This window comes from Streptomyces malaysiensis subsp. malaysiensis (assembly GCF_040653035.1).
GTDB lineage: Bacteria > Actinomycetota > Actinomycetes > Streptomycetales > Streptomycetaceae > Streptomyces > Streptomyces malaysiensis.
The window spans coordinates 178,535-202,580 of the sequence record NZ_JBEZNG010000023.1; the positions used below are offsets into that span (position 1 = coordinate 178,535).

General features: G+C 71.7%; 24 protein-coding genes and 1 pseudogene. 7 read left to right on the forward strand and 18 right to left on the reverse strand.

Features of this window, described 5'->3' with window-relative positions; translation table 11 throughout:
* Positions 1–18: 18 nt before the first annotated feature.
* Positions 19–540: a PaaI family thioesterase gene (locus AB0E24_RS35260; protein WP_069861712.1), complete on the reverse strand. Its 522-nt coding sequence runs from the start codon at positions 538–540 to the stop codon at positions 19–21.
* Between the two features lie 87 nt (positions 541–627).
* Here AB0E24_RS35260 and AB0E24_RS35265 point away from each other — a divergent pair, with 87 nt between their 5' ends.
* Entirely contained in the window at positions 628–1,095 is a 468-nt protein-coding gene (locus AB0E24_RS35265) for a winged helix-turn-helix transcriptional regulator (RefSeq protein WP_069861714.1), read from the forward strand.
* A 55-nt stretch (positions 1,096–1,150) separates the two neighbouring features.
* Here AB0E24_RS35265 and AB0E24_RS35270 read toward each other — a convergent pair whose 3' ends face one another.
* Positions 1,151–2,269: a YeiH family protein gene (locus AB0E24_RS35270; protein ID WP_359383302.1), complete on the reverse strand. Its 1,119-nt coding sequence runs from the start codon at positions 2,267–2,269 to the stop codon at positions 1,151–1,153.
* A gap of 118 nt (positions 2,270–2,387) precedes the next feature.
* Here AB0E24_RS35270 and AB0E24_RS35275 point away from each other — a divergent pair, with 118 nt between their 5' ends.
* Entirely contained in the window at positions 2,388–3,296 is a 909-nt protein-coding gene (locus AB0E24_RS35275) for a LysR family transcriptional regulator (protein WP_069861718.1), read from the forward strand.
* Between the two features lie 86 nt (positions 3,297–3,382).
* Here AB0E24_RS35275 and AB0E24_RS35280 read toward each other — a convergent pair whose 3' ends face one another.
* From AB0E24_RS35280 to AB0E24_RS35300, 5 genes are all read right to left on the reverse strand, one after another.
* A complete protein-coding gene (locus tag AB0E24_RS35280; protein ID WP_147968200.1) occupies positions 3,383–4,795 on the reverse strand; it encodes a hypothetical protein in 1,413 nt (470 codons plus the stop codon).
* A gap of 184 nt (positions 4,796–4,979) precedes the next feature.
* Positions 4,980–5,555, reverse strand: coding sequence for a TetR/AcrR family transcriptional regulator (locus tag AB0E24_RS35285; protein ID WP_347234569.1), 576 nt, complete (start codon positions 5,553–5,555; stop codon positions 4,980–4,982).
* Between the two features lie 2 nt (positions 5,556–5,557).
* Positions 5,558–6,538, reverse strand: a complete 981-nt coding sequence (locus AB0E24_RS35290; RefSeq protein ID WP_359383307.1) for an oxidoreductase — start codon at positions 6,536–6,538, stop codon at positions 5,558–5,560.
* Positions 6,539–6,543: 5 nt separating this feature from the next.
* Positions 6,544–7,350 carry an SGNH/GDSL hydrolase family protein gene (locus tag AB0E24_RS35295; RefSeq protein ID WP_359383310.1) on the reverse strand — a complete coding sequence of 269 codons (807 nt, stop codon included), beginning with the start codon at positions 7,348–7,350 and terminating at the stop codon, positions 6,544–6,546.
* Positions 7,340–7,906 (reverse strand): PadR family transcriptional regulator, encoded by a 567-nt coding sequence (locus AB0E24_RS35300; protein ID WP_079256783.1) that lies wholly within the window; start codon positions 7,904–7,906, stop codon positions 7,340–7,342. The genes AB0E24_RS35295 and AB0E24_RS35300 overlap by 11 nt, the downstream gene beginning before the upstream one ends.
* A 96-nt stretch (positions 7,907–8,002) precedes the next feature.
* Here AB0E24_RS35300 and AB0E24_RS35305 point away from each other — a divergent pair, with 96 nt between their 5' ends.
* A complete protein-coding gene (locus AB0E24_RS35305; RefSeq protein ID WP_069861728.1) occupies positions 8,003–8,467 on the forward strand; it encodes a nuclear transport factor 2 family protein in 465 nt (154 codons plus the stop codon).
* Here AB0E24_RS35305 and AB0E24_RS35310 read toward each other — a convergent pair.
* From AB0E24_RS35310 to AB0E24_RS35320, 3 genes are all read right to left on the reverse strand, one after another.
* Positions 8,445–10,064 carry an amidohydrolase gene (locus AB0E24_RS35310; RefSeq protein ID WP_359383314.1) on the reverse strand — a complete coding sequence of 540 codons (1,620 nt, stop codon included), beginning with the start codon at positions 10,062–10,064 and terminating at the stop codon, positions 8,445–8,447. The genes AB0E24_RS35305 and AB0E24_RS35310 overlap by 23 nt on opposite strands.
* A 226-nt stretch (positions 10,065–10,290) precedes the next feature.
* On the reverse strand, positions 10,291–11,268 hold the full coding sequence (locus AB0E24_RS35315) for an alpha/beta hydrolase (protein WP_069861732.1): 978 nt from the start codon (positions 11,266–11,268) through the stop codon (positions 10,291–10,293).
* 62 nt (positions 11,269–11,330) lie between these two features.
* Positions 11,331–11,648, reverse strand: coding sequence for a putative quinol monooxygenase (locus AB0E24_RS35320; RefSeq protein WP_069861734.1), 318 nt, complete (start codon positions 11,646–11,648; stop codon positions 11,331–11,333).
* A gap of 145 nt (positions 11,649–11,793) precedes the next feature.
* On the opposite strand from AB0E24_RS35320, the gene AB0E24_RS35325 reads away from it, so the two are divergent.
* Together AB0E24_RS35325 and AB0E24_RS35330 are read left to right on the forward strand one after the other, a co-directional pair.
* Positions 11,794–12,702 (forward strand): AraC family transcriptional regulator, encoded by a 909-nt coding sequence (locus tag AB0E24_RS35325; protein WP_359383317.1) that lies wholly within the window; start codon positions 11,794–11,796, stop codon positions 12,700–12,702.
* A 201-nt stretch (positions 12,703–12,903) separates the two neighbouring features.
* Positions 12,904–13,653 carry an SDR family oxidoreductase gene (locus AB0E24_RS35330; protein WP_359383319.1) on the forward strand — a complete coding sequence of 250 codons (750 nt, stop codon included), beginning with the start codon at positions 12,904–12,906 and terminating at the stop codon, positions 13,651–13,653.
* A 138-nt stretch (positions 13,654–13,791) separates the two neighbouring features.
* On the opposite strand, the gene AB0E24_RS35335 is transcribed toward AB0E24_RS35330, so the two are convergent.
* The gene (locus AB0E24_RS35335) at positions 13,792–14,385 is read right to left on the reverse strand and encodes a CGNR zinc finger domain-containing protein (RefSeq protein WP_359383322.1); all 594 of its coding nucleotides are present in this window, start codon (positions 14,383–14,385) and stop codon (positions 13,792–13,794) included.
* An 86-nt stretch (positions 14,386–14,471) separates the two neighbouring features.
* Here AB0E24_RS35335 and AB0E24_RS35340 point away from each other — a divergent pair, with 86 nt between their 5' ends.
* Positions 14,472–15,275 carry an MBL fold metallo-hydrolase gene (locus AB0E24_RS35340; RefSeq protein WP_359383324.1) on the forward strand — a complete coding sequence of 268 codons (804 nt, stop codon included), beginning with the start codon at positions 14,472–14,474 and terminating at the stop codon, positions 15,273–15,275.
* A 102-nt stretch (positions 15,276–15,377) separates the two neighbouring features.
* Here the strand turns inward: AB0E24_RS35340 and AB0E24_RS35345 are convergent, their stop codons facing one another.
* The 6 genes and pseudogenes from AB0E24_RS35345 to AB0E24_RS35370 form a co-directional block, all read right to left on the reverse strand.
* The gene (locus tag AB0E24_RS35345) at positions 15,378–16,553 is read right to left on the reverse strand and encodes an RNA polymerase sigma factor (RefSeq protein WP_359383354.1); all 1,176 of its coding nucleotides are present in this window, start codon (positions 16,551–16,553) and stop codon (positions 15,378–15,380) included.
* On the reverse strand, positions 16,550–16,969 hold the full coding sequence (locus tag AB0E24_RS35350) for a YciI family protein (RefSeq protein WP_069861746.1): 420 nt from the start codon (positions 16,967–16,969) through the stop codon (positions 16,550–16,552). The genes AB0E24_RS35345 and AB0E24_RS35350 overlap by 4 nt, the downstream gene beginning before the upstream one ends.
* 148 nt (positions 16,970–17,117) lie before the next feature.
* Positions 17,118–17,706: pseudogene (locus AB0E24_RS35355) on the reverse strand (NAD(P)-dependent oxidoreductase).
* Positions 17,707–17,760: 54 nt separating this feature from the next.
* A complete protein-coding gene (locus tag AB0E24_RS35360) occupies positions 17,761–18,375 on the reverse strand; it encodes a histidine phosphatase family protein (protein ID WP_359383329.1) in 615 nt (204 codons plus the stop codon).
* Complete coding sequence (locus AB0E24_RS35365) at positions 18,372–19,859, reverse strand: FGGY-family carbohydrate kinase (RefSeq protein ID WP_359383332.1); 1,488 nt, start codon at positions 19,857–19,859, stop codon at positions 18,372–18,374. Before AB0E24_RS35365 ends, AB0E24_RS35360 begins: the two co-directional genes overlap by 4 nt.
* On the reverse strand, positions 19,852–21,492 hold the full coding sequence (locus tag AB0E24_RS35370; RefSeq protein ID WP_359383335.1) for an FGGY-family carbohydrate kinase: 1,641 nt from the start codon (positions 21,490–21,492) through the stop codon (positions 19,852–19,854). Before AB0E24_RS35370 ends, AB0E24_RS35365 begins: the two co-directional genes overlap by 8 nt.
* 327 nt (positions 21,493–21,819) lie before the next feature.
* On the opposite strand from AB0E24_RS35370, the gene AB0E24_RS35375 reads away from it, so the two are divergent.
* A complete protein-coding gene (locus AB0E24_RS35375; RefSeq protein ID WP_079256772.1) occupies positions 21,820–22,596 on the forward strand; it encodes a DeoR/GlpR family DNA-binding transcription regulator in 777 nt (258 codons plus the stop codon).
* 167 nt (positions 22,597–22,763) lie between these two features.
* On the opposite strand, the gene AB0E24_RS35380 is transcribed toward AB0E24_RS35375, so the two are convergent.
* Complete coding sequence (locus AB0E24_RS35380; RefSeq protein ID WP_069861754.1) at positions 22,764–23,738, reverse strand: glycoside hydrolase family 64 protein; 975 nt, start codon at positions 23,736–23,738, stop codon at positions 22,764–22,766.
* Positions 23,739–24,046 lie beyond the last annotated feature (308 nt).

The window sequence follows — 24,046 nt, forward strand, 5'->3', positions numbered from 1 at the left end:
TCCGAGCTGGAAGGGGGGCTACGTGTGCTGTCCCTCCCGCGCCGGGTCGCGGGAGGGCAGCGGGAAGATCATGCAGCTGCTGGTGGCGTGTGCGAGCAGACGATCCGCCTCGTCGAACAGCTCGGCCTGGGCGAGCGCGGTGCGGCGGCCACTGCTGAGGACGGTGCCCACGGCGCGGATCTCGCCGGTGTCCACGGTGACCGGCCGCAGGAACTTCACCGTCAGGTCCAGGGAGGTGTAGCCGACACCGGCCGGCAGTGTGGAGTGCACGGCGCATCCGGACGCCGAGTCCAGCAGGGTGGCGTAGACACCGCCGTGCACGCTGCCCAGGGGGTTGTAGTGCTCTTCGCCGGGGCTCAGGGAGAACACCACGCGCCCGTGCTCGGCCTCGGTGAGGGTGAAGCCCAGCGTGGCGCTGATCGGTGCCGGGGGAATGGCGCCGGAGGTGATGCTCCGTAGCGTCTCCAGGCCGGTGAGCGTGCCGATGGCCGCCGCCGATACGGCCGGGTCCTCCCACTCGTACGTTCGCGAGCGTCCCATGCTGTTGACCTCCCCGGCTGGTTTCTTGATCGACGCTAGCCCGCGGGCGTCTGGCTGTCAATCTCGCAGTCAGCCTATGATGGCCGTGTGAACTGGCTGAACATCAGCACCGAGAACTGCCCGATCCAGCGGACGCTCGACATCGTGGGCGAGAAGTGGACACTCCTCCTGCTGCGCGACGCGGTCAACGGCGTCCGGCGTTTCGAGGATTTCCACCGCCATATCGGGCTTTCGGAGTCGGTCCTCACCGACCGGCTCCGGAAGCTGGTGACAGCGGGGATCCTGAAGGTCACCCCCTACCAGGAGCCCGGGAGCCGGGCCCGGAACGAGTACCGCCTCACATCCAAGGGCTGGGATCTGTGGCCGGTGCTGATGGCCCTGCGGCAATGGGGTGATCAGCACGCCGCCGACCCCGAGGGCCCGGTCCTGGACGTTCGGCACGCGGAGTGCGGTGCACCGGTGCGCGCCGTCGTCACCTGCGGCGATGAGCGTGTTCCGCTCGGCCCCGCCGAGGTGACGGTCCTGCCCGGCCCCTCGGCGCGGCCTCGGCCCTGAGCCCGCTCGCCGAGTCGCCGAGCCACCGACCCTGGCGGTCGCACCCCGACATGGGTCAACCGGCCAGGAATTGGAGCACGAGGCTGGTGGCCGAGACCACCACCCACAGACCGCCACCGAGGATGAGCGGCCGGGGGCCGGTGCGGCGCAGTGCGGTGAGGTCGGTGGACAGGCCCGTCGCCGAGAGCGCCACGGTGATGAGGAAGACCGAGAGCTCGCCGAGTCCATGGTGGGCGGCGGACGGGATGAGGTCCACGCTGTTCGCCGTGGTCATCAGCAGGAAGCCGATCAGAAACCCGGGTACCAGCCTGACCACCCGAAGCCGGGGCCTGGCGGTGGCTTTCGACGCGGCACGGTCACGGCGGCCCACCAGCCAGGCCAGTCCCAGGCAGATCGGGATGATCATGAGGCTGCGGGTGAGTTTCACGACGACCGCGTAGTTCGCCGCGGTCGGACCGTACGCGGTGGCGGCGGCGACCACCGAGGACGTGTCGTTGACCGCCGTCCCCGCGAACAGGCCGAAGCTGTGCCCGCTCATCCCCAGCAGATGGCCGACCAGCGGGAAGGTGAGCACGGCGGCGATGTTGAACAAGAAGATGGTGGAGACCGCGTAGGCCACCTCGACCCCGGCCGCGCCGATGACCGGGGCGGTCGCCGCGATCGCCGACGCGCCGCAGACGCCCGTGCCCACGCCGATCAGCGTGCGCAGGTCCCGGGCTATGCCGAGCCACCGGCCGATGCCGTACGCGGCGATCAGACAGACCGCCAACGAGCCGATCATCACCGGAATCGAGTCCGCGCCCACCTGGACCAGCTGGCCCAGCGACAGCTGCGAGCCCAGGACGACGACCGACACCGGCAGCACCCGCTTGCTCGCGAAACCGATGCCCGGAAGCAGCCGTGCTCCTGGCCTCACCACGGCGGCCAGCAGCACACCGAGGACGATCCCGGTCACCGGGCCGCCGATGAGCGGGAACTCCTTCCCCACCGCCGTGCCCGCCACCGCGAGAGCCAGGGCGAGGGCCAGACCGGGTAGGAGAGCGGCGGCCCCCCGGCCCATGGGCGGTCGGGGCGGCTCGGCGTGACGCACGGCGGGCCGGGACGCCCGCGCCGATGCGGCCTCCGGTCGTACGGGGGCCTCCAGCGGGACCTGACAGTCCGGATCTTCGCTCATGGTCCGACTCTGCTGCTCTCCCGACCTGGGCTGTAGCCCCGAGATCGCGAGGAGGTCATAGCCAACGGGAATGACTGCCGACCGGGCCCGGCCCATACCCTGGGGCCATGAGGAAGCTATGAGCCGGTTGCCGGATCTGGAGTCGCTGCGGCTGCTCGTCCTCGTCGGTGACGTGGGGAGCCTGAGCGGCGCGGCGGCGCGGCTCGGACTGGCGCAGCCGTCGGCGAGCAAGCGGCTGTCCATGCTGGAGCGCAGGCTGGGCCTGGTGCTGGTGGACCGGACCCGGCGGGGATCGGAGCTCACCGACGCGGGCCGGGCCGTGGCGGGCTGGGCCCAGGGGGTCCTGCGGGAGCTGGAGGGGCTGCTGACCGGCGCGGAGGCGCTGCGTACGAAGCGGGACGCCGAGCTGCGGGTGGCGGCCAGCATGACCGTGGCCGAGCATCTGGTGCCGGGCTGGATCGGCGAGCTGCGCCGCACTCGGCCGGAGCTGTATGTCGGTCTCCAGGTGACCAACAGCGAACAGGTCCCGGAACTGCTGCGCGGCGGCGCGGCGGACCTCGGGTTCGTCGAGTCGCCGCAGGCCCCGGCGGGGCTGTCGGCCCGGCAGGTGGCCACCGACCGGCTGCTCGTGGTGGTCGCCCCGGGGCACCCCTGGACGCGCCGCCGCCGTCCGCTGGGCGTCGCCGAACTCGCGGCCGCGCCGCTGGTGGTGCGCGAACGCGGGTCGGGCACCCGCGAGACCCTGGACCAGGCGCTGCGCAAGGCCGGTGTGGGCGAACCGCTGTGTCTGCTGGAGCTGGGGTCGGCGACCGCCGTACGCAATGCCGTGATCGCCGGAACCGGTCCGGCGGTGATCAGCGAACTCGCGGTACGGGCCGACCTCGCCGACGGCCGCCTGGTGTCGGTGGAGGTCGAGGGCATCGAACTGCGCCGTGTGCTGCGCGCCGTCTGGGCTTCGGGCCGCGTCCCCGCCGGCCCCGCGGCGGAACTTCTGGCCGTGACCAGACGCCGCGGAAAGAAGGCGTGAGGCGCCACGGGGGCCGATGCGATTTCGGTGCGGGCGTTGCGGGAGCCGGCGCGGTAGCGGCGCCGGCCCCGCACACCGTGGCATCGTCAGGGAGCGATGCCCACACCGTCGATCCGGCTCCAGGCCCTCTCCTGGGCGGCTGTCATGGCCGGCCAGGACAGCCCTCCCGGCCGCGGCCGGACACGAGAGGCGTAGGGCTTGGGGCTGAAACCGGCGTCGTAGAAGCACCCGGTGCCGTAGACGTGGTCGTACGTGGCGCAGGAGGACGCGATGGACCGCGGGGTCGGCCGCTTTCCGGTGCGCACCCAGGAGTCCAGCGCGGCGATGGAGTCGGCGTACTCGGAATCGCTCAGCTCGCTGTGTTCGCTTTCCTTGGTGAAGGTCTGCACGAGGTTCTCCCCACGGTGCGCGCCATCGACGGTCGCCCGGTAGGCCGACTCGTGCTCGACGAACGCCGTGGGGTCGTCGATGGCGTGCATGGTCAGCACCGGGATGGCGATCTGCCCGGTGAGGTCGCTGTCGTAGGAGAGATCGCGCCGAGCGGCCGGGTCGGCGGAGAAGCGCTCGACACCCGCGTTCAGCGCCTTGTCGTCGTGTGAACCGGAGTACCACACGCCCTTGTTGCTGAAGGGATTACGGTCGCGGAGCCGGTTGTGCACGATGTCGCGGAAGGTGAACACCGAGAAGCGCAGATGCGACTCCAGCGTCCGCTCCGGGAGGCGGGTGACGGCGAGGATGTCGTCGAGGTTGCGCTGCTGCCGCTCGGTGCGTTCCTCGGGGGCGGAGGCGTAGCCGGTGCACTCCTGGAGGCGGGCGCGCAGCCCGGCCGTCGTCAGGGTCGAGGTGGGACGCAACCCCTGCCACAGCGGGTACTGGGGCTCATCGGGGCGAGGCAGGTTCTGGCAGTAGTACTGGTAGACCACCCGCAGATCGACGCGGTAGTCATAGCCCCGGGAGCCGCCGCCCAGGACACCGCTGGTGAGGAGGGCCCCGTCGTAGGGACCGTTCTTCTTCCCGTACGTCTCCACGACCTTGGCGGCCACGTTCCCGCCCCAGGACTGGCCGTGTACGTAGGTCCGCTCGGGCTTGCCGAACTCGTCCACGAACAGCCGGCGCAGATTCTCCGTGTCGGCGGCCGCCATGCGCGTTCCATAGCCACCTCGCCGGTAGGACGAGCCCGCCCAGGCATAGCCCTCGGACACCATCACCGACCAGCGGTCCAGATCGCCGACGCTCCGCTCGGGATCGGAGCCATCGCCCAGGTCGGGGCCGCCGTGGGAGTGCACGACCAGCGACCCGTTCCACTTCTTGGGAACGGCGATCGCGTAGTAGGCCCCGTTGCCGTCCTGGCCGGTGTAACACGTGGCCTTGTCGCCAATGCTCGCCGGGCATGAGACCGGTGCGGGGCGCGACTCGGCCGCCTGGGCCGGGCCGGTTTGGACCAGTGTCCCCGCGACGACGCCCGCGATGCCGGCGGTCAACGCGACCGTACGCCGCATGCGCGCCAACGGCCGTGGAAGAGAAGGCGCGTTCCGTCTTGAGCTGTGCAAAGCGATGCTCCTGACCTCAGTGGCGCTCCCTTGCGCCAGGCGTTGCGATGCTAGGGAGGCCCGACCCGCAACACCATTGAGCAGGGAGTTCCGTTCATAAAGAACACCGCACGCGGCAGTGGGCGTGGTGACCCTATGGACGAGTGACGACGCGTACGGAGACGCGCAGTCGCCGGCGGTACTCGTCGAGCGACGCCGACTCGTACTTGGCTCCGGCCGAGGCGTCGAAGAGGTGCTGGGCGACGTCGGTGGCGGACAGCCCGGCCGCCTCCCACGCGTTGGCGCGCCCGCTCTGTGCCAGCAGCGCGGCGACATCGGTGACCAGGTCGTGTTCGAGCCGGCTCATCGGGGCCGCGGCGAAGGCTTGCGCGGCCCGCAGCGTCTCGGCGTAGGTCTCCCGGTCGACGATCTCGACGGTGACGGCGTGGAAGGCTTCGAACGCTCCGGCGAGACGCTCCTCGACGGTGTGGTCCGCCCGCCCGAGCGCCTGCCAGGTCGCCCCGCGCAGGTCGTCGAGCATCTGGGCCACGACCGCCCGGAAGAGGGCGTTCTTGGTCTTGAAGTGCAGATAGAGACCCTGCCGGGAGATGTCCGCGGCGCGGGCCACATCGTCCATCGAGGTCTTGCGGGGCCCGAAGCGAAGGAAGACGCCGACGGCCGCGCGCACGATGCCGTCCCGCCGCCCGGCAGGCTGTGGAGTGTCAGGCATGGTCAGCCAGTCTGACCGGTCCGCGCGGCCAAGGGAAACCCGACCCCGGTCAGCCGGGTGCTCTCCGCCCACAGACGGGCGGCGACCGCGGTGTCCTGTGCCCGCCGGATGATCCTCGCGGGGCCCGGACGGCCCTTGGTCTCGAAGAGACGCCGCGGACCCCAGTAGCTTCCGCCGGGCGCGCCCGGATCGGTGGCGGCGCGCATCGTGGTGAGAGCGCCCTTGTCCGGGCGCATGCCGATCCACCGGCTCACCCGCTGGAGGAACGCGGGGGAGTGGCGGGTCAGTTCGGTGCTGGTCCAGCCGGGATGCGACGCCGTCACGGTCAGGTCGAGGGCGGCGGCACGCAGCCGTCGGTCGAGTTCGAGGACGAACAACATGTTCGCGAGTTTGCTCTGCCCGTACGCGGCTCCCGTCGAGTACGGGCGGGTGCGCCAGTTGAGGTCCTCGAAGTCGATGCGGCCCTGCGTCTGCGCCAGGCTCGTCACGGTCGTCACCCGGGCGCCGGGGGTGCGCAGCAGCAGGGGGAGCAGGTGGCCGGTGAGCGCGAAGTGTCCGAGGTGGTTGGTGCCGAACTGCGACTCGAAGCCCTGCTTCGTGCGCGCCAACGGCGTCCACATCACGGCGGCGTTGTTGACCAGCGCGTCCAGGCGCTCCTGACCCGCGAGGACTTCGTGCGCGAACGCCCGCACGGAGTCGAGGTCGGCGAGGTCGAGTGAGCCCGCCCGTACGGTTCCGCGGGGGCCGCGGGCCCGGATCCGATCGACCGCCGCGGCAGCCCTGGCCGCGTCGCGGCAGGCGATCAGGACGTCCGCGCCCTTGTCGGCGAACATCGACGCGGTCTGGAAACCCAGGCCCGTGTTGCCACCGGTGATGATCACTGACCGGCCACGCTGATCAGGAACGTCATGAAGAGTCCACGAGGACAGCCCAACCACCTCCACGCTCGTAGTGAGGTAGACGAGATTGACAACTTCAGTCATGAATGTCAACTACGAGTGTGGTGTATCTCGGCACGCACCGGGGCCAGATGCGGGCGCTTGGCGGTGTGGCCGTCGCCGGAGGAGCGGCCGCGCAGCCGCCGGGCGAGCCAGGGGCCGAGGAAGGCGGCGGTCCATCGCACCTCGTCGGCGGCGGCGCGCCATCCGGTGGGCGCGGGGGTCGTCGGCGGGGGCAGTGGGTGGGTCCAGGTGTCGTCGGCGCCGGGGAGGCTGAGGGCGTGTGCGAGTGCGGTGGCGATGCGCTGGTGGCCGAGCGGGCTGGCGTGCAGGCGGTCGAGGCTCCACAGGCGGGGATCGGCGACCACTGGGTGGTGACCGGTCTCGGCGACGGTGACGCCATGGCGCCGGGCGGCCTCGCGGATGCGCTGGTTCAGGGCGGTGACGCGCGGGGTGAGGGGGCGTGCGAGAGGGGTCATACGGGCGGGGTCGGGGAAGGTGAGCGTGGCCACGTGGGCGCCCTGGGCGGTGAGCGCGGCGAACATCGTCTCCAGCTGGTGGGCGACGTGGTCGGCGTCGAAGCGGGGGCGGAGCAGGTCGTTGACGCCGGCGACGACGGTGGCCAGGTCGGGGCGGAGGGCCAGGGCGGGCGCGAGCTGTTCGCTGTGGACCTGCGTGGCGAGGCGGCCCCGTACGGCGAGGTTGGCGTAGGAGAGGCCGGGGTTGCCGTGGGCGAGCTGTTCGGCGAGGCGGTCGGCGAAGCCGCGCAGCCCGGTGGCGTCGTCGCCGTCGCCCAGGCCCTCGGTCTGGCTGTCGCCCAGCGCGACATAGCGGCTGTAGGCCGTGTCAGTGGGCATGGGTGTGCTGCCTCTGTCGCAGGACGGTGATGGTGTGCTCGCACCAGTCGCGGTTGCCCCGTTCGAGGGCGAGGCCGCGCAGACAGGTCAGATACGGGCCGATGCGGTCGCCGTGGCGGAGGAACTCCTCCTCCGTACGGTCACCGCGCATTTTGCGCAGCAGCTTGCCGAAGAGGTGGATCTTGGCCTCGGCGAAGGCGACACGCTCGGTGAGCTGGGCGATCAGGGTCTCCTTGTCGACGTGGTCGGCGGCCTGGACCTTGACGAGCAGGTCGTCGCGGATGAAGGAGGGCTTCGCGAACGCTGCCGTGAACTCCTCCAGCTCCGCCAGCCCGGCATCGGTCACATGGAACAGGCGCTTGGTGGGGCGGGTCTCCTGGACCACCGCCCGGCCCGCGATCAGCCCGTCCCGCTCCAGCCGGGTCAGCTCGGCGTAGAGCTGCTGCGGCTGGGCGTGCCAGAAGTTCGCCACGCCGATGTCGAACGCCTTGGTCAGCTGGTATCCGCTGAGCTCCCCTTCGAGCAGCGCCGCCAGTACGGCGTGCCGTAGGGCCATGGGATCGCCTCCTTCACCCCTCTGTCGCCGGACACCCGGCCATGGTAGTCATGAAAATGACTAATCGCATCCATGATGATAGAAGTTGGGGACGCCATGACCACCGCCGACCGCTTCCGTGCCGCCGTCGACAACCGGGACCTCACGGCCCTGGACGACCTGTTCACCGAGGACATCCGCTTCTACAGCCCCGTCAAGTTCACCCCCTTCGAAGGCAAGCCGATGGTGCTGGGCCTCTTCGGGGTCCTGCTGCGCACGTTCAAGGACTTCCGCTACGTCGGCGACTACACCGGCACCGCGCAGACCAGCACCGACGGCACGGCCGCCGAGTCGGCGGTGCTGCTCTTCCGCGCCGGGGTGGGCGACAAGGAGATCCACGGCATCGATCTGCTGCACTTCGACGACGACGGCCGGATCAAGGAGTTCACCGTCATGGTCCGCCCCCAGTCCGCCGTCCACGCCCTCGGCGAAGCGGTGCTCGCCGGTCTGGTCGCGGACGGCCTCGCCCCGGCGCCCGCCCCCTCCGACACCGCCCCGGTCACCCCGCCCCGGCGGGGGTGACCAGCCGGCCGCCGACGAATGTGTGGGTCGGGTCGAGGTCGCGGAGGGTTTCGGCGGGGCAGTGGGCGGGGTTCCGGGGCCAGACGGTCAGGTCGGCGAGGCGGCCCGGGGCAAGGGCGCCGCGCAGGGTCTCCTCGCCGCACAGACGGGCGGCCTGGGTGGTGTGCAGGGTGAGGGCCTCGTCGTAGCTGATGGCGTGCTCGGGGCCCTTGACCCCGATGACGGTCTGCCGTGTGGTCATGCCCCACACGGAGCGCATGGCGCCGAACTGGCCCACGGGGAAGTCGGATCCCGCGCTGACCTGGGCGCCCAGGTCGATCCAGCCCCGCGCGGGGAAGAGGCGCGCGACGCGTTCCGGACCCCAGAAGCCCTCTTCCACCTCGGCGGTGTCGTGCAGCAGCGGCTGCTGGATGGTGACCGGGATGCCCAGGGCGACGGCGCGGGCACGCTGTTCGGGGCCGGCCAGGCCGCCGTGCTCCATGACGAGCGCCCCGGCGGGCAGGCCGGGGTTGCGCCGGAGGACGCGTTCGTAGACGTCCAGGAGGGTGCGGACCGCGCGGTCGCCGTAGGCGTGGGTGCCGACCCGCCAGCCGCGGCGGACCACGGCCTCGACGGCCTCGACCAGCGCGTCCGGCTCCCAGATCAGCATCCCGGAGTAGGAGTGGTCGCAGGCGTACGGCTCCTCGGTGGCCCCGGCCTCCAAGCCGCCGTCGAGGCCGAACTTCACGCCCCACACCCGCAGCCATGGATCGGATTCGTAGCGCCACTCCTCCATGGCGTCGAGCAGATCCTCCACCTGAGCCGCGCTGGTCATGCCGAGGGCCGAGATCAGGGCCCGCACCCGGGTGCTCAGCGCTCCCGCGGCGCGGGCGGCCAGGAGCACCCGGTAGTCCTCGGGGGCGACCGCGCAGTCCCGTACCGTGCCGATGCCGGAGGCGGCGTACTGGCCGCCGGCCAGGCGCAGTCCGTCGATGCGCCGGGCCTGGTCAGGGGCCGGGACCAGGCGCTCCACCAGGCCCAGGGCGTTGTCGATCAGCCGGCCGTTGAGCCTGCCGTCGGGGCCGCGGCCGATGGTGCCGCCCGGTGGTACGGGGGTGTCCTCGGTGATGCCCGCCAGACGGAGCGCGTAGGTGTTGACGACGTCGTTGTGGCCGCCGCGCTTGACCAGGACCGGGTGCCGGTCGGTGGCCCGGTCGAGTTCGGTCGCGGTGGGCATGCGGCGCTCGGCCAGATTGAGCTCCTGCCAGTTGGTGGTGGTGCGGATCCACTCGCCCTCCGGGGTGGCCCTGGCCCGCTGCCGGATCAGGTCCAGGAATTCGGGGATGGTGCGGGCCCGATGGACGGGGACGTCATGCGCGCCGTACGCGGCGAAGATCAAGTGGGTGTGGGTGTCGTCGAACGCGGGCAGCACGGTGGCGTCCGGCAGGTCATGGACGGTGGTGCGCGACGTCACCCAGTCGTCAAGGCCGTTCGGGTCGGGGGACAGCCCCGCGATGCGGTCGCCCCGCACCGCCACTGCCCGCTGTGGGGGCCGGCCCGGCACCAAGGTGTGCACTGCGGCGGCCCGGATCAGCAGATCGGCTCCACGATCGGTCATATGCCGTCTCCCATCGCCATCTCGACGTTGTCGTCCGTAACGGGTCAGGGGCCGCGGGCGGACCGCTTGTTCATCCGCGGCGCCTGACACAGAACGTTGTACGGCCCGTCGGCCGATCCATGTACCTCGGCGGCCCGTGGCGCGGGAAACACGTCATGCTCGTGCCTGGAACGCCGATCATGCGCCAGGCGAACGAGGCGAACCGCCGTGGTGAGCCGCCGTGGCCTTATGCGGGGGAGTCCGCGGACAGGAGCCGGGCCAGCCAGTCGGTGCGGGTCCGGCGGGCCGTGGCCGAGATGCGAGCTTGTGGGAAACCGGCGTCGAAGCCGTGGAAGCCACCCGCCCAGACATGGAGTTCGGCCTGGCCGCCGGCCGCCCAGATACGGGTGGCGTAGTCGGTGTCCTCGTCGCGGAAGACCTCGGCGGAGCCGGTGTCGATGTAGGTGGCCGGCAGGCCCGAGAGGTCGTCGGCCAGCGCGGGGGAGACATACGCGGGCACCGCGTCATCGGTGAGGTCGCCGAGGACACAGGACCAGCCGAACGCGTTCATCTCACCGGTCCAGACGCCGGGCACACCGGAGTACTGACGGCTGGAGGTGGTGGTGTTGCGGTGGTCGAGCATGGGGCAGATCAGCATCTGCGCGGCGATGGCCGGGGTGCCGCGGTCGCGGGCCAGCAAGGTGACACCGGCCGCCAGACCACCGCCCGCGCTGATACCGGCGACGATGATCCGGTTCGGATCGATGCCCAGGTCTTCCGCGTGCTCGGCGACCCAGAGCAGTCCCTGGTAGCAGTCCTCGACGAGGGCGGTGCCGGTGAACTCCGGCGCGAGCCGGTGGTCCACGGAGACCACGACCGCGCCGAACTCGTCGAGCCACTCCAGCGGGATGTCGATCTGCGAGAAGCGGTCGCCCATGACCATCCCGCCGCCGTGTATCCAGTAGACGCACGGTGCGGCGGTGGTGCGGCCGGTGGTGGCGGCGTTCGCGGGGCTGAGGACCGACAGGGGAATCGGGGCACCGTCCTTGGCGGGCACGGTGAGTTCGCGCCGGTCGGCCTGCCGGTGTGCGAGGAGGTCCTCGACGGGGGTCGAGGGCAGCTGGCGTAGTTGGGCGAGGATTTCCGGGCTGAGCTGGGACATCAAGGGCGTGTCGGCCAGAAGTTCGCGCAGTTCGGGGTCGAGGGCGGGGCGGGTCGTGGTCATGGTCGTCGCCTTTCGTGGGTGGGGTGGGGCGGGGTCGGCGGGCCGGGGTTCGGGCCGGGGCCTCAGAACGCGGCCTTGCCGCGGACCGGTACGTAGTCGGTGTAATCGGACTCCTTGGCCAGCAGTCCGCCGATCCGCGCCACGATGGCCTGGGCGGCCGCACCGGCGAAGACCCGGTGGTGGTCCTCCTCGCTGGTCCAGCCCTCGGTGACATGGACGACGTCGGGGTCGGACGCGGACCGGGAGACGAGGTAGACGACGCAGTGTTCGCTCGCGCCGGGGCTGCCCTCGTCCAGGCCGGTCAGCAGCAGGTCGATCAGTTCGTCGCCCATTCCGGGCCTGGCGGTCAGGGTGGCGTTGAAGCCATAGGCGGGGATCATCGAAATCCTCTTCTCGGTGGGGGAGTGCGATGACTCCATTCAACCGAGCTGACCTGCGGAAACGTTAGAACGATGCTCGCTTTGACTTGCACGATCCTCGCAGGTGCGGGAGACGTGGCGCGCGCAATGGTGCTGCAATGGACGCATGTACCTCGAAGAGCTCCGCACTCTGCTGGCCCGGCACGCCCGCCCCGACTGGACCACCGCCATCGACGGCGTGCTCATCTCGAAGGTCGACCGGCCGGACCCGCCGGAGCCCTCCATGACCGGCACGGTGCTCGCGGTCATCGCCCAGGGCTCCAAACGGCTCGCGCTGGGCGACCGGGTCTACGAGTACGGCCCAGGGCAGTACCTGGTCGCATCCGTCGACCTGCCCGTCACGGGGCAGTTCACCCAGGCCGACCCCGAGCGGCCGGCCCTCGGCCTCGGCCTCATGCTGGAGCCGTCCGCCGTCGCCGAACTGCTGCTGGAGGCCGGTCCCGGAGACACCCCGCGCACCGGCGGAGGCGCTCCGTCGGGGATCGCCGTCAGCGACGCATCCCCCGCGCTGCTCGACGCGGTGATCCGGCTGCTGCGCCTGCTCGACGAACCCCATGACCGGGCCGTACTGGCGCCGATGGTCAAACGCGAGATCCTGTGGCGCCTGATGAGCGGAGAGCAGGGGGCGACGGTCCGGCAACTCGGTCTGGCCGACAGCAGTCTGAGCCATGTCTCCCGGGCCGTCCGCTGGATCCGCGAGCACTACGCGCAGCCGTTCCGGGTCGAGGACGTGGCCCGTAGGTGCGGCATGAGCGTGTCCGCCTTCTACCGCAACTTCCAGGCGGTGACCGCGATGAGCCCCATCCAGTTCCAGAAGCAGATCCGGTTGCAGGAGGCCCGGCTGCTGCTGGCCACCCATCCGAACGATGTCACCGGGGTCGGCCAGCGCGTCGGCTACGACAACCCGTCGCAGTTCAGCCGGGAGTACCGCCGCCAGTTCGGCGCGCCCCCGAGCCGGGACGCGGCCCGGCTGCGGGGGGACACCGTACCCGCTCCCGTGGGCGTCCTGCCCTGAGCCGAGCCGGACCGAGCTGAACTGAGCCGAGCCGAGCCGAGCTGAGTGGAGCCGAGCCAGTGGGAGGATCGTGCAAGGGGAAGCGAGGATCGTTCTATCGTTTCCGCAGGTCGGAGCGGTGCAATGGGATCACGAGTTCTTCCGTGGGGCAGGAAAGTGCCTGTCCTTCCGCGGATCCCACCACATCGCGAGGGCCACACCATGAAGACAGTCCTGATCACCGGTACCTCCTCCGGGTACGGGCGGGAGACCGCCCTCCACTTCCACTCGCAGGGGTGGAACGTCATCGCCACGATGCGGACGCCGCGGCCGGGTGACTTTCCCGAGTCGGACCGGTTCCGCGTTGTCGCGCTCGATGTGACCGAGCCCGAGAGCATCGCCGCCGCGTTCGAGACGGCGGGGCCCATCGACGCCCTCGTCAACAACGCGGGCATCCCGTCGATGGGTGTGTTCGAGGGCACCCCCATGGCCCGGGTGCGGGAGGTTTTCGAGACCAACACCTTCGGCGTGATGGCGATGACCCAGGCGGTGCTGCCCCAGTTCCGCGAGCGTGGCTCCGGCGTGGTGGTCAATGTGACCTCCAGCGTGGTGCTGGGACATATGCCGCTCACGGCCGTCTACAAGGCGAGCAAAATGGCCATCGAGGGGTTCACCTCATCCCTCGCGCTGGAGCTCGCGCCCTTCGGCGTACGGGCGAAGACGGTCCAGCCGGGCGCCTGTCTGACGACGAACTTCGCCGCCAGGGCGACGAACGGTGCCTCGCTGGAGGAGCTGGCCCCCGAGCCCTATGCGGAGTTCACGAAGAAGGCCATGGGCAGCGCCATGAGCGGGGACGTGTTCACCAAGGAGAGCGACGTCGCCGAGACGGTGTGGCGGGCCGTGTATGACACGACCGGCCGGCTGCGATTCCCTGCCGGTCCCGACGCGGTCGCGCTCGACCAGGCGAAGTGAGCGGCCGACGGGCGAGCTGACGCCGCGCGTCCGGCAGACAAAGATGACGCCGTACTGATCGATCTCTTGAGCCGGCCCCGCGCCTACGCACGGGGCCGGCTCGCCGTTTGTGCCATTCGGCGGGGGCCGGCCGCGGCGTCATGCGGAGTTGGTGCGGCGGGCGTAGGCGCGGGCGGCGCGGGCGCGGTCGCCGCAGCGGGTGGAGCACCAGTGGCGGCGGCCGTGGCGGAGCAGGTAGCGGTTGCACGGGGTGGAGCCGCAGGCGGTGAGGCGGTCCGCGGCGGGGCCGGTGAGCAGATCGGCGGCGTCCGCGGCGAGGGCGGCCAGGGCGTGGTCCACGATCGCGGTGGTCGGGTGGGGTGCGGTGCGGTAGGGGCCGGTCTTGTCGTCCCATCGCAGCAGCGGTGCGGTGGGGACGCGGGTCATCGCGTCGTTGATGGCCGTGATGGCGGCGGGGAGGGCGGGGAGCCCTTCGGCGCGGGACGCGAACAGCGACCTGATCTGTTCCCGCAGGGAGCGCAGCTGCGCCGCGCACATCTCCCGCATACCGGCGTCGACCGGGGCGAGGCCGCGCTCCGTCAGCCAGCGGTTCGTCTGCGCGGGAGTGCCCAGGAGATCGATGGTGTGCCCGCCGGGCAGCGCGATCGCGCTGTTGGCGAGGGCCAGGGAGCGGTGCTCCTCCTCGCCCTGCGCGGGCGGCGGGCCGGGCGGTTCGATCGCGGGCTCCATCATGCCCCTCATGGTATGGCTTGCGCGTATCCGTGAGAAGCGACTACGGTCGTCTCACGGTTCAGCCTTATCCATCCGTGAGGTGGCTCATGTCTTCTTCCTCCGCGACGACCAGCCGGTTCCCGGTCCGGGTCTTCGGCGGCCCGACCGCCCTCTTCGACTACGGCGGCCTGCGGTTCCTGACCGATCCCACCTTCGACGGCCCCGGCGACTACGGCCGGCCCGGCCGCCCGGGCCTGACCAAGACCGCACCCTCCACCATCACCCCGGACGGCCTCGGCCACATCGACGTCGTACTGCTCTCGCACGACGAGCACCCCGACAACCTCGACACCTCCGGCCGGGCCCTGCTCGCCGACGTCCCCCTCACCCTGACCACGCCCGGTGGCGGCGAACGCCTGAGTGAGAGCCTGGGGAAGAAGGTCAGGGGCCTGGCCGACTGGGAGTCCATCGCACTGGACCGCCCCGGCGGCGGCACGATCACCGTGACCGGTGTCCCCGCGCTCCACGGCCCCGGCCCCCGCGAGGCGGTCGAGCCGGTCACCGGCCAGGTCGTCGGCTTCGTCCTGACCGGAGATGGCCTCCCCACCGTCTACGTCAGCGGTGACAACGCCTCACTCGACGCGGTCCGGGAGACCGCCGACCGCTTCGCACCGGTCCACACCGCCATCCTCTTCGCCGGCGCTCCCCGCTTCCCCAACCTCTTCGACAACCAGCTGATCGTGCTGAGCAGCGCCCAGGCGGCCGAGGCCGCCCATATCCTCGACGCCGACCGGGTGGTTCCCGTCCACTACGACAGCTGGGCCCACTTCACCGAGGGCCGCGATGACCTGGCGGCCGCCTTCACCGCCGCCGGTCTGGCCGACCGCCTGGACTGGGGCCGGGAGCACTGACGAACCGTCGTCATGGCAGAAGCGGACTCGCGGTCGGCGTCGCGCTGCCGAACGGCCCGATCTCCTTGCCCGGCCGATGTTTCAGGGGCCGGGCGTGGCCCGTCAGCCACGCAGGCGGGTGTTGAGGCGGGCGGCCTGGCGGGTCAGGTGGTCCCGTTCGGCGAGGTTGGGTGCCTTCCGGGCCGCCTCGGCGTACAGCCGTGCCGCCGTCGGCAGGTCGCCGTCGCGCTCATGGAGGTACGCCGCCACCGCGGCGTGGCGGGGCAAGGGGTGTCCCCTGCCCGAGGAGGTCGGGGAAGAGTCGTCCAGCGCCGCGAGCGCCGCCAGTCCGGCGCGCGGGCCGTCGGCCTCGCCGACGGCCACCGCGCGGTTGAGCCGCACGACCGGGCTGTCGGTCAGGCGGATGAGCTCGTCGTACCACTCGACGATCTGTACCCAGTCGGTCTCCTCGGCGGTGGGCGCGTCGGCGTGGAGCGCCGCGATGGCGGCCTGGGCCTGGAACTCGCCCAGCCGGTCGCGGGCGAGGGCCGCCTGGAGGATCTCGACGCCCTCGGCGATCGACCCGGTGTCCCACCGGCCGCGGTCCTGCTCGGCGAGCGGCACCAGGCTGCCGTCGGGCGCGGTCCGGGTGGCGCGCCGGGCGTGGTGGAGCAGCATGAGGGCGAGCAACCCGGCCACCTCGGGGTGGTCGATCACGGCCGCGAGCTGCCGGGTGAGCCGGATGGCCTCGGCAGCGAGGTCCACATCGCCGGAGTAGCCCTCGTTGAAGACCAGGTAGAGGACGCGCAGCACGGTGGCCACGTCGCCGGGCCGATCGAACCGCACACCGGAGACGGTGCGCTTGGCCCGGCTGATGCGCTGCGCCATGGTCGCCTCGGGCACCAGGTACGCCTGGGCGATCTGGCGGGTGGTGAGCCCGCCGACGGCGCGCAGCGTGAGCGCGACCGCGGACGACGGCGTCAGCGACGGGTGGGCGCACAGGAAGTAGAGCTGGAGCGTGTCGTCCACCGCGGCCGCGGGCCCGGGCGGCGGCTCCTCGTCGACCAGGTCCTCACGCCGGCGGCGGGCGGCGTCCGCCCGGGTCGCGTCGAGGAACCGGCGCCAGGCCACGGTGATCAGCCAGCCCTTGGGGTCCCGCGGGGGGTCGGCCGGCCAGACCCGGACCGCCTCGACCAGCGCGTCCTGCACGGCGTCCTCGGCCGCCGCGAAGTCTGCTCCGCGGCGGACGAGGATTCCGAGCACCTTCGGCGTGAGGCTCCTCAGCAGGGCCTCGTTCATGAATGAGGGCACTCGCCGATGGTGGGCGGCGCGGCCAGGAACGGGCGCAGCTCGAGCCACTCGTGGATCGGCTTCCCGCCCGCCCCGGGGGCCGCCGACAGCTCCCCGGCCAGTTCGACGGCGCGCTCGTAGCTGTCGACGTCGATCACCATCCAGCCCGCGATCAGGTCCTTGGTCTCGGCGAACGGGCCGTCGGTGACCGGCGGGCGCCCCTCACCGTCGTACCGGACCCACGTCCCCTCGGGGGCGAGCGCCTGACCGTCGATGAACTCGCCGGTCTTCTCGAGCCGGGCCGCGAAGTCGTTCATGTACCGCATATGCGCCGTGACCTCTTCCGGCGCCCACTGGTCCATCGGCACGTCGTTGACCGCTGCCGGAGCGCCGCGGTAGTGCTTGAGCAGCAAGTACTTGGCCATGGTGGTTCTCCTCGGTGCTGGTGCGACCCATTGTGGTCGCATTCACCACGGGGACGGAGCCGCTCACGGGTTCTCGACATCGCCGCCGGAATTTTTTTTGGGCACCGTGGTCGTGGACGCCCCGGCGGCCTCTGAAAGGTGGCGGGGCTCAGCGGGCGGCCTCGGGGTTGGCGCAGTGGGCGAGCGGTTCGCCGCGCAGATAGCGGGCCACCTCCGCGGCCACGATCCGGGCGGCCTTGTGCGCGACCTCGCGGCTGGCGCCGGCGATGTGGGGGGGGTCAGAACGATGCCGGGTGTGGACAGCAGCCGGGAGCCGGCCGGGACGGGTTCGGCGGGGTAGACATCGAACCCCGCCCCGCCCAGATGCCCGCTCTCCAGGGCGTCGCACACCGCGTCATAGTCGACGAGCGCGCCCCGGGCGCAGTGTTGGCGTTGACCGGTCCACCGCGGCTGACGCAGAACAGTTCGAGGTCCGGACAGGCCCGGAGGACGCGTTCGGTGAGCGGGGCCATCTGCGTCACACAGATCCGGCTCCCGCGCAGTGCCTCGATGATCTCCTCCTCGCCGCCGGACGCCTCGTCGACCTCGGCGACCTTGCCGAACGGTGTGTGCGGCCAGGGCAGCCGCAGCTCACGGATCTCGAGTTCGCCGTCGCCGGGAACGGCGTTCCGCAGCTCCTGGGTGAGCAGTCGGGGCAGCACGAAATGGTCGCCTGCGGCGAGGACGGTGGTGGGCACGGTGGGACTCCGGGGAAAGGGGGAGCAGCGGAAAGGGGACCAGTGGAAAGGGGGTCAGCCGGGGACCACCGCCGCGGCGTTGAGCCGCAGCAGCGACGCCCGGTCGCCAAGAAGGCGCAGCTCGGTCAGCGCGCCGTTCTCCAGCCGGGGAAACACCTGGCGGTAGTGGGCGAGCGGGATGCCGAGCAGTTCGCACAGGACGAGACGGACGAGAGTGGAGTGGGCGACGACCAGGACCCGGCCATCGGGCGATTCCCGCTGGATGTCGGTCAGGCAGGCGATCGCGCGGGCGGCGGCCGCCGCCGGGTGCTCACCGCCGGGCAGATGGTGGGCGACCGGATCGGCCAGGAACGCGTCCAGCTCCGCCGGGAAGCGCTCCCTCATCTCCGCCCGGGTCAGCCCCTCGCCGCGCCCGAAGTCCAGCTCGTACAGCCGCTCATCGACGCGCGGGGTGAGGCCGAGCGCCGCGGCGGCGGGCCCGGCGGTGAGCCGGGCGCGGGACAGCGGTGAGCTGAGCACCGCGTCCAGCCGCCGGCCCGCGGCCCAGGCACCGAGCGCGGCGGCCTGCTCGTGCCCGAGTTCGGTCAGCGGCACATCGGTGCGGCCCGCGTAGCGGTTCTCCGCATGCCACACGGTCTCCCCGTGCCGTACGAGGACGAAGTCGGTCACCGGTCGGCCTTTCTGTGGGCGTGGGCCGCCACTCGCGGCTCCAGCCAGCCGCGGTGGACCAGTTCGTCGACGAAGCCGAGGTAGCCGGGAAGCAGCCGTTCGGTACGGGAGGAATCGGGGCGCAGCTCGATTCCGGTTCGCACCATGGCGGCGGCGGCCTGCTCCAGCGTGACGCCCGAGGCGGTGGCGGCGAGCACCGCCATGCCGACGGCGCTCCCGCCCTGCGCGGGCAGGGTCACGCTCCGGCCGAGGAGATCGGCGCGCAACTGCGACCAGTAGCGGTTACGGGCGCCGCCGCCCGTCAGGCTCAGCGGGCCGCCGACGGGCGCGCCGATGTGGTCCAGGTGGTCGAGGCAGAGCCGCTCCACACAGGCCACACCGAGCAGACAGGCGTGGAACTCCTCGGCCGCGCCGGTCGGTTCGCCCAGGACGAAGGGGCGCGCGTCGGGCGCGCGGAACGGGAAGCGCTCACCGCGTTCGCCGACGAGCGGGTAGACGACCGCGGTGGAGCCGGTCGCGGCGGCCCGCTCGGTGAGGGCGTCGAGGTCGGCGCCGGGAAAGCGGCGCGTCAGCACCCCGGCGCCGCTGCTGGAGGCACCCCCGGGCAGCCAGCTGCCGCCGGGCCCGCGGTGGCAGTAGACCACTCCGGCGGGGTCGTGCACCGAGTGGAGGGCGGCGCCCTTGAGGACCAGGGTGGTGCCCAGCACCGAGTTCCAGGCGCCGGGGCTGAGCGCGCCCGCCCCGATCTGTGCCGCGCAGCCGTCGGTCATCCCCGCGACCACGGGGGTGCCGACGGGGATCCCCGTGACGGCGGCGGCCCGTGCGCAGACCGCGCCGATCACCGTGCCGGGGTGTACGACCTCGGGCAGCAGGCCGTCGGGGATGCCGAGGGCGGCCAGTTCCTCGGCGGGCCAGCGGTCGGCGAGCAGGTCGTAGCCCGTTTTCAGGGCGTGGCTGGCGTCGCTCGCGGTCTGCCGCCCGGTGAGCCGCCAGGTGATCAGATCGGCCTGGTGCAGCAGCCGGGCCCCGGGTGGCACATCGGTGTGCTGGAGCAGCCACAGGAGTTTGGGCAGCGCCCAGGACGGCTGCATGGTCCGATAGCCGAGCTTCTCCCAGACCGCCGCGCCGACGGTGTTGACACGGTCGGCGTGGTCGGCGGCGCGCCCGTCGTCGTACATCAGGGCCGGGGTGAGGGGGGTGCCGGACGGGTCGGCGAGGAGGACGGTCCCGGAGGTGGCGTCCACCGCCATGTCCCGTACGCGCCGGTTGTCGATACCGCTCAGGGCCTCGCGGCAGGCATCACCGGCGGCGGACCACCACCGCTCCGGGTCCTGCTCGTGCCGTACGCCGTCGCGGTGGCTGGTCAGGGGGCGGGAGGCGGCGGCGAGCAGCGTCCCGGTGCCGTCCACGGCGACCGCGCGCACGCTTTGCGTGCCGAGGTCCAGGCCGAGGTGGACGGCGTCGGGGGAGAGGGCGTCAGACATGCGAGGTTTCCGGACGGGGGTCGGTGTCGTGGGGGTACGTCGGGGCGGCGGACCCGGGCGAGGCCGCGTCGGCCGGTCGCGCGGTGGCAGGGGCGGACGGTCGCCGGGCGGTGTCGGACGAGGGGGAGTTTGCCGGTGACCGGTCCGGCTCCCGGGACGGCGACCAGCCCAGGGGGCGGGCCGCGTCCCGCCAGGCCAGATGTGCCGCGGACAGCTGGTCGTAGAGCGCGGCGCGCTTCGGGTCCGGCGCCCAGCTCGCGCCCCTGCGCACATACCGGGCGGTGGCCGCTGGCAGGTCCTTCTCGGCGCCGGTGAGCACCAGACCGGTGAGGAAGGCGCCTTTCGCGCCCAGTTCGGTATCGGTGCTACGCGCGGTCGGCACGCCGGTGGCGTCGGCGATCAACTGGCACCAGCGGTCGCTCCCGGCGCCGCCGCCGCACAGCAGCAGCTCGCGCACCTCGGTTCCGGAGGCCCGCAGACAGTCGCGTACGACGAGGGACAGCCCCTCGAAGACCGCACGGGCCAGGTCGGCGGGTGTGTGATCGAGCGACAGACCCCAGAAGGTGCCGCGGGCCCGCGGGTCGAGGAACGGCGCGCGTTCCCCGGCGGGGGACAGATACGGAAGGAAACCCAGCCCGGCGGCGCCGGGCTGGGAGGCGAAGGCCAGGTCGCCGAGGGCGGCCGGGCTCCCGACGGCGAGCGTCCGGCACGCCCAGTCCAGCACCTCGGTGCCCGAGAGGGTGGGAAGGGCGCGCAGAAGGCGGTCGCGGCCGCCGAAGGCGATGTTGATACCGCACGGCTCGCCGGAGGTGTCCACGCTCTCGCGCACGACCTCGGTGCACAGGGTGGTACCGAGGATGGCGCACGCCTGCCCGGGGTCCACGACGCCGGTGCCGCGGGCGGTGGCGGCGATGTCGTAGGGGGCCATCACCACGGGAAGGCCGGCGGGAAGGCCCAGTTCGCCCGCCGCGCGGTGGGTGATCTCGGCGATGCACTCGTCGTGTCCGAGGACGCGCGGCAGCAGCCCGCGGGCCCAGGTGAGGCCGAACAGGTCCACGATCGCCGGGTCGTACTCACCCGTGGCGTGGTCCAGGAAGGGGGCCGAGGCGTCGGAGGCGTCGATCGCCGTGACGCCGGTGAGCCTCAGGAACAGCCAGCCCGCCGCGGTCAGTGCGGTGCGTGAGCGCTCCAGGCGCGCCGGGTCGTGTTCGGCGAGCCAGGTGAGCACCGCGTTCGGCATGCCCGCGCAGGTGAGGGAGCCGTTGCGGCGGTACGCCTCCTCCAGGACGCCATCGGTCTGCCAGCGCGCCAGCAGATCACCGGCACGGCCGTCGGACCAGAGGATCGCCGGACCGGTGGGCAGGCCGTCGCCGTCGACCAGCCAGCAGCCGTCCCCCTGGGCCGTGAACGCGACCAGCCACACCGCGTCCCGCTCGGGACCCAGCTGGGCCAGGGCGCCGCGCACGGTGGCGACGACCCCGTTCCACACGGTGTCCATGTCCTGCTCGGCCCATCCGGGACGCGGCCGCAGCACCTCCGTAGCGATGCGGGAGACCGCCACTTCCCTTCCTTCGGCGTCGAACACGACGGACTTGATGACCGACGTGCCGACGTCGACAGTGAGAACCGACATGACCGAGATACCTGCCCCTTCACCACGGCCGTAGCGGCGGCGGCACGGTGAGTCGCTGCCGCTGTGAGGCGCCGACGCCATCGACGGGAACGTTCCGCGCGGACCAACCCAGAGAATCGCCGCGCGGAAGCCACGTCAATCGGGGCACGGGATTATCCCGCGACCGGATCACCGCGGTGTGCGATGTCGAAGGCCACGGGCCCCGCATCAGCGGGAGGCGGCGCCCCGGCCACGTGTTACCTTCGCGTGAGTTTCACATCAGTTCATCGCACACCGGGCCGCCGCACCACCGCGCCGGGGCGGGGAGGAGGAAAGGGGCCGCCGGCCATGACCCGTACCGATGGGCAGGACGAGCGGCGAGGTCGGCTGCGCGAACTGGTCACCACCAAGGGCTTCGTCCGCACCTCGGACCTGGCGGCCGAGTTCGGCGTCAGTGTGATGACCGTCCACCGCGATCTGGACGCCCTCCAGGCGCAGGGCTGGCTGCGCAAGGTGCGGGGCGGTGCGAGCTGTCTGCCGTCCACGCAGTTCCACGGCAGTGTCGGCGAACGCATGACGACGATGGCACAGACCAAACAGCGGCTGGCCCGGGCGGCGGCCGAGGAGCTGGCGCCCGGCCAGATCGTCGTGATCGACGACTCCACCACCTGTCTGGGCCTGACCCGGCATCTGCCCCGGCACACACCGATCACCGTGATCACCAACTCGCTGCCCGCCATCACCGCTCTGGCCGGGGAGCCCGGAGTGGCGCTGGTGGCGCTCGGCGGCACCTACTTCCCGGCGTACGACGCGTTCATGGGACCGCATACCGCGCACAGCACGGCCGCCTTCCGCGCCGATGCGCTGTTCATGTCCACGACCGCTGTCACCGCGGGCCGCTGCTATCACATGTCACCCGAGACCGTGCAGGTCAAGCAGGCGATGATGGCCGCCGCCGCACGCCGTGTACTCCTCGTCGACCACACGAAGTTCGTCAACCAGGGGCTGTACGCGCTGGCTCCGCTCACCGACTTCGATCTGATCCTGGTGGACGACGCGGCGCCGGCCGGGGAAGTGCGCAGGCTGCGGGAGCTCGGCGGCAATGTGCGCATCGTCCCTGGATGACGTCATGTGAACATCACGCGGACTTCACCCGAGTGCGGGGCCGACCCGGGGCCCTGACCACGCCTGTGACCTGGTGAGACACGCCTCATCCCACCCGATGGCCGAAAACGCGGCACCCGCCGGGCGACTGCCTGGCGGGCACCGGGTGGTGGGGACGGATCAGCGGGTCACCAACCTACGGCGACCGCGAGGTACTGCGGATCGCCGTGCGAGACGAAGGACGACTGCCCCGCGAAGTCGTCGTACGGGAAGCCGTAGGAGAGCTTGTCGATGGAGTGGTCGTGCCAGAACTTGGCGTAGTAGTTTGCCGGTGCGTCCTGGTAGTACTTGCTCGGATCCGACCACTGGTCCTCGGGCAGTTGGGCCACGTGCCGGTTCAGCGCGGAGCACTTGCCCGCCTCGTTGGCCAGCACACCGGCGCAGCCGAAGATGTCGGACGTGGGCGCGTCGATGCCGACCGTCTTGGCGTAACCGCTCATGTAGTCCGCGTACTTGCCGCCTTCCCGGAAGTCGGGCACGCTGCCCGGCGCGAGGATCCGGTACGGCTTCTCGACCTCGGTCAGCGATGCGAACTCATCCGGCACCGCGTCGGCGAACTTCTTCCAGGTGGCGTCCCGGTCCTCCTGGAACGTCTCGTAGTCCTCGCCGACCTGCGCGTCGAAGCCGTCGTGGGCGTGCAGTCGCATCGCCAGCTTCAGCCCGAAGGCGTCGACCCGGGTGGTGTTGCCGTTGAAGACGTCGTCGCCGACGGTGAACTCGATGAAGTCGGCGTACTTGCTGTCGGGCGAGCCGAGGTGGAAGTACATCCGGCCCGCGGAGTTCGCCGGCATGTCGAGCGTGGACTGCTCGGCGATCGAGTGCGTTTCGTTGTTGAAGGTCCAGTAGACCTGGTCGTCCGGGTACTTTCCGTTCGTCCGGTTGAGGACCTGGACGGTGAGGACATTCTTCGCGGGCGGGATGGAACTCGTGTCGCCCCAGAAGGAGTCCGGCGGCTGACCTTCCGCCCGGCCGCTGACATGGTCGGCGGCGGTCGCCGGCGCGGTGCCGGTGAGCGAGCAGAACGTGGCGAATGCCAGCGTGGCGGCGGCGATGAGGCGGGTGGCGCCTCGACGCCGGAGTAGCGGCCGTGCGGTGGGGGGCATGGCTCTCTCCTGATGTGGGGGGTGGGGCCGGGCAAGCGGCCACCGCCGGGCGGCGACCGTTGGCCGGCCTTGCCGAGCGCTCCCGCGCGGGCCGCTGGGCTGCGGGCGGGTGAGAGCGCTCTCTCGAAGAGTTGTCGCGTTTCATGTCCTTGTCAAGAAGTCTGTCTTCAAGAGATGAAGGTGCGCTGGCCAACCGCCCGAACACATAGGGCCGATGGGCATGGCGCCGGAACCGCGAGGGGCCCCGGCCGAGCGCAAGGTGTACGTCGTGATCGCGGCGCTCGCCTTCCTCGGCTGGACCACCATCG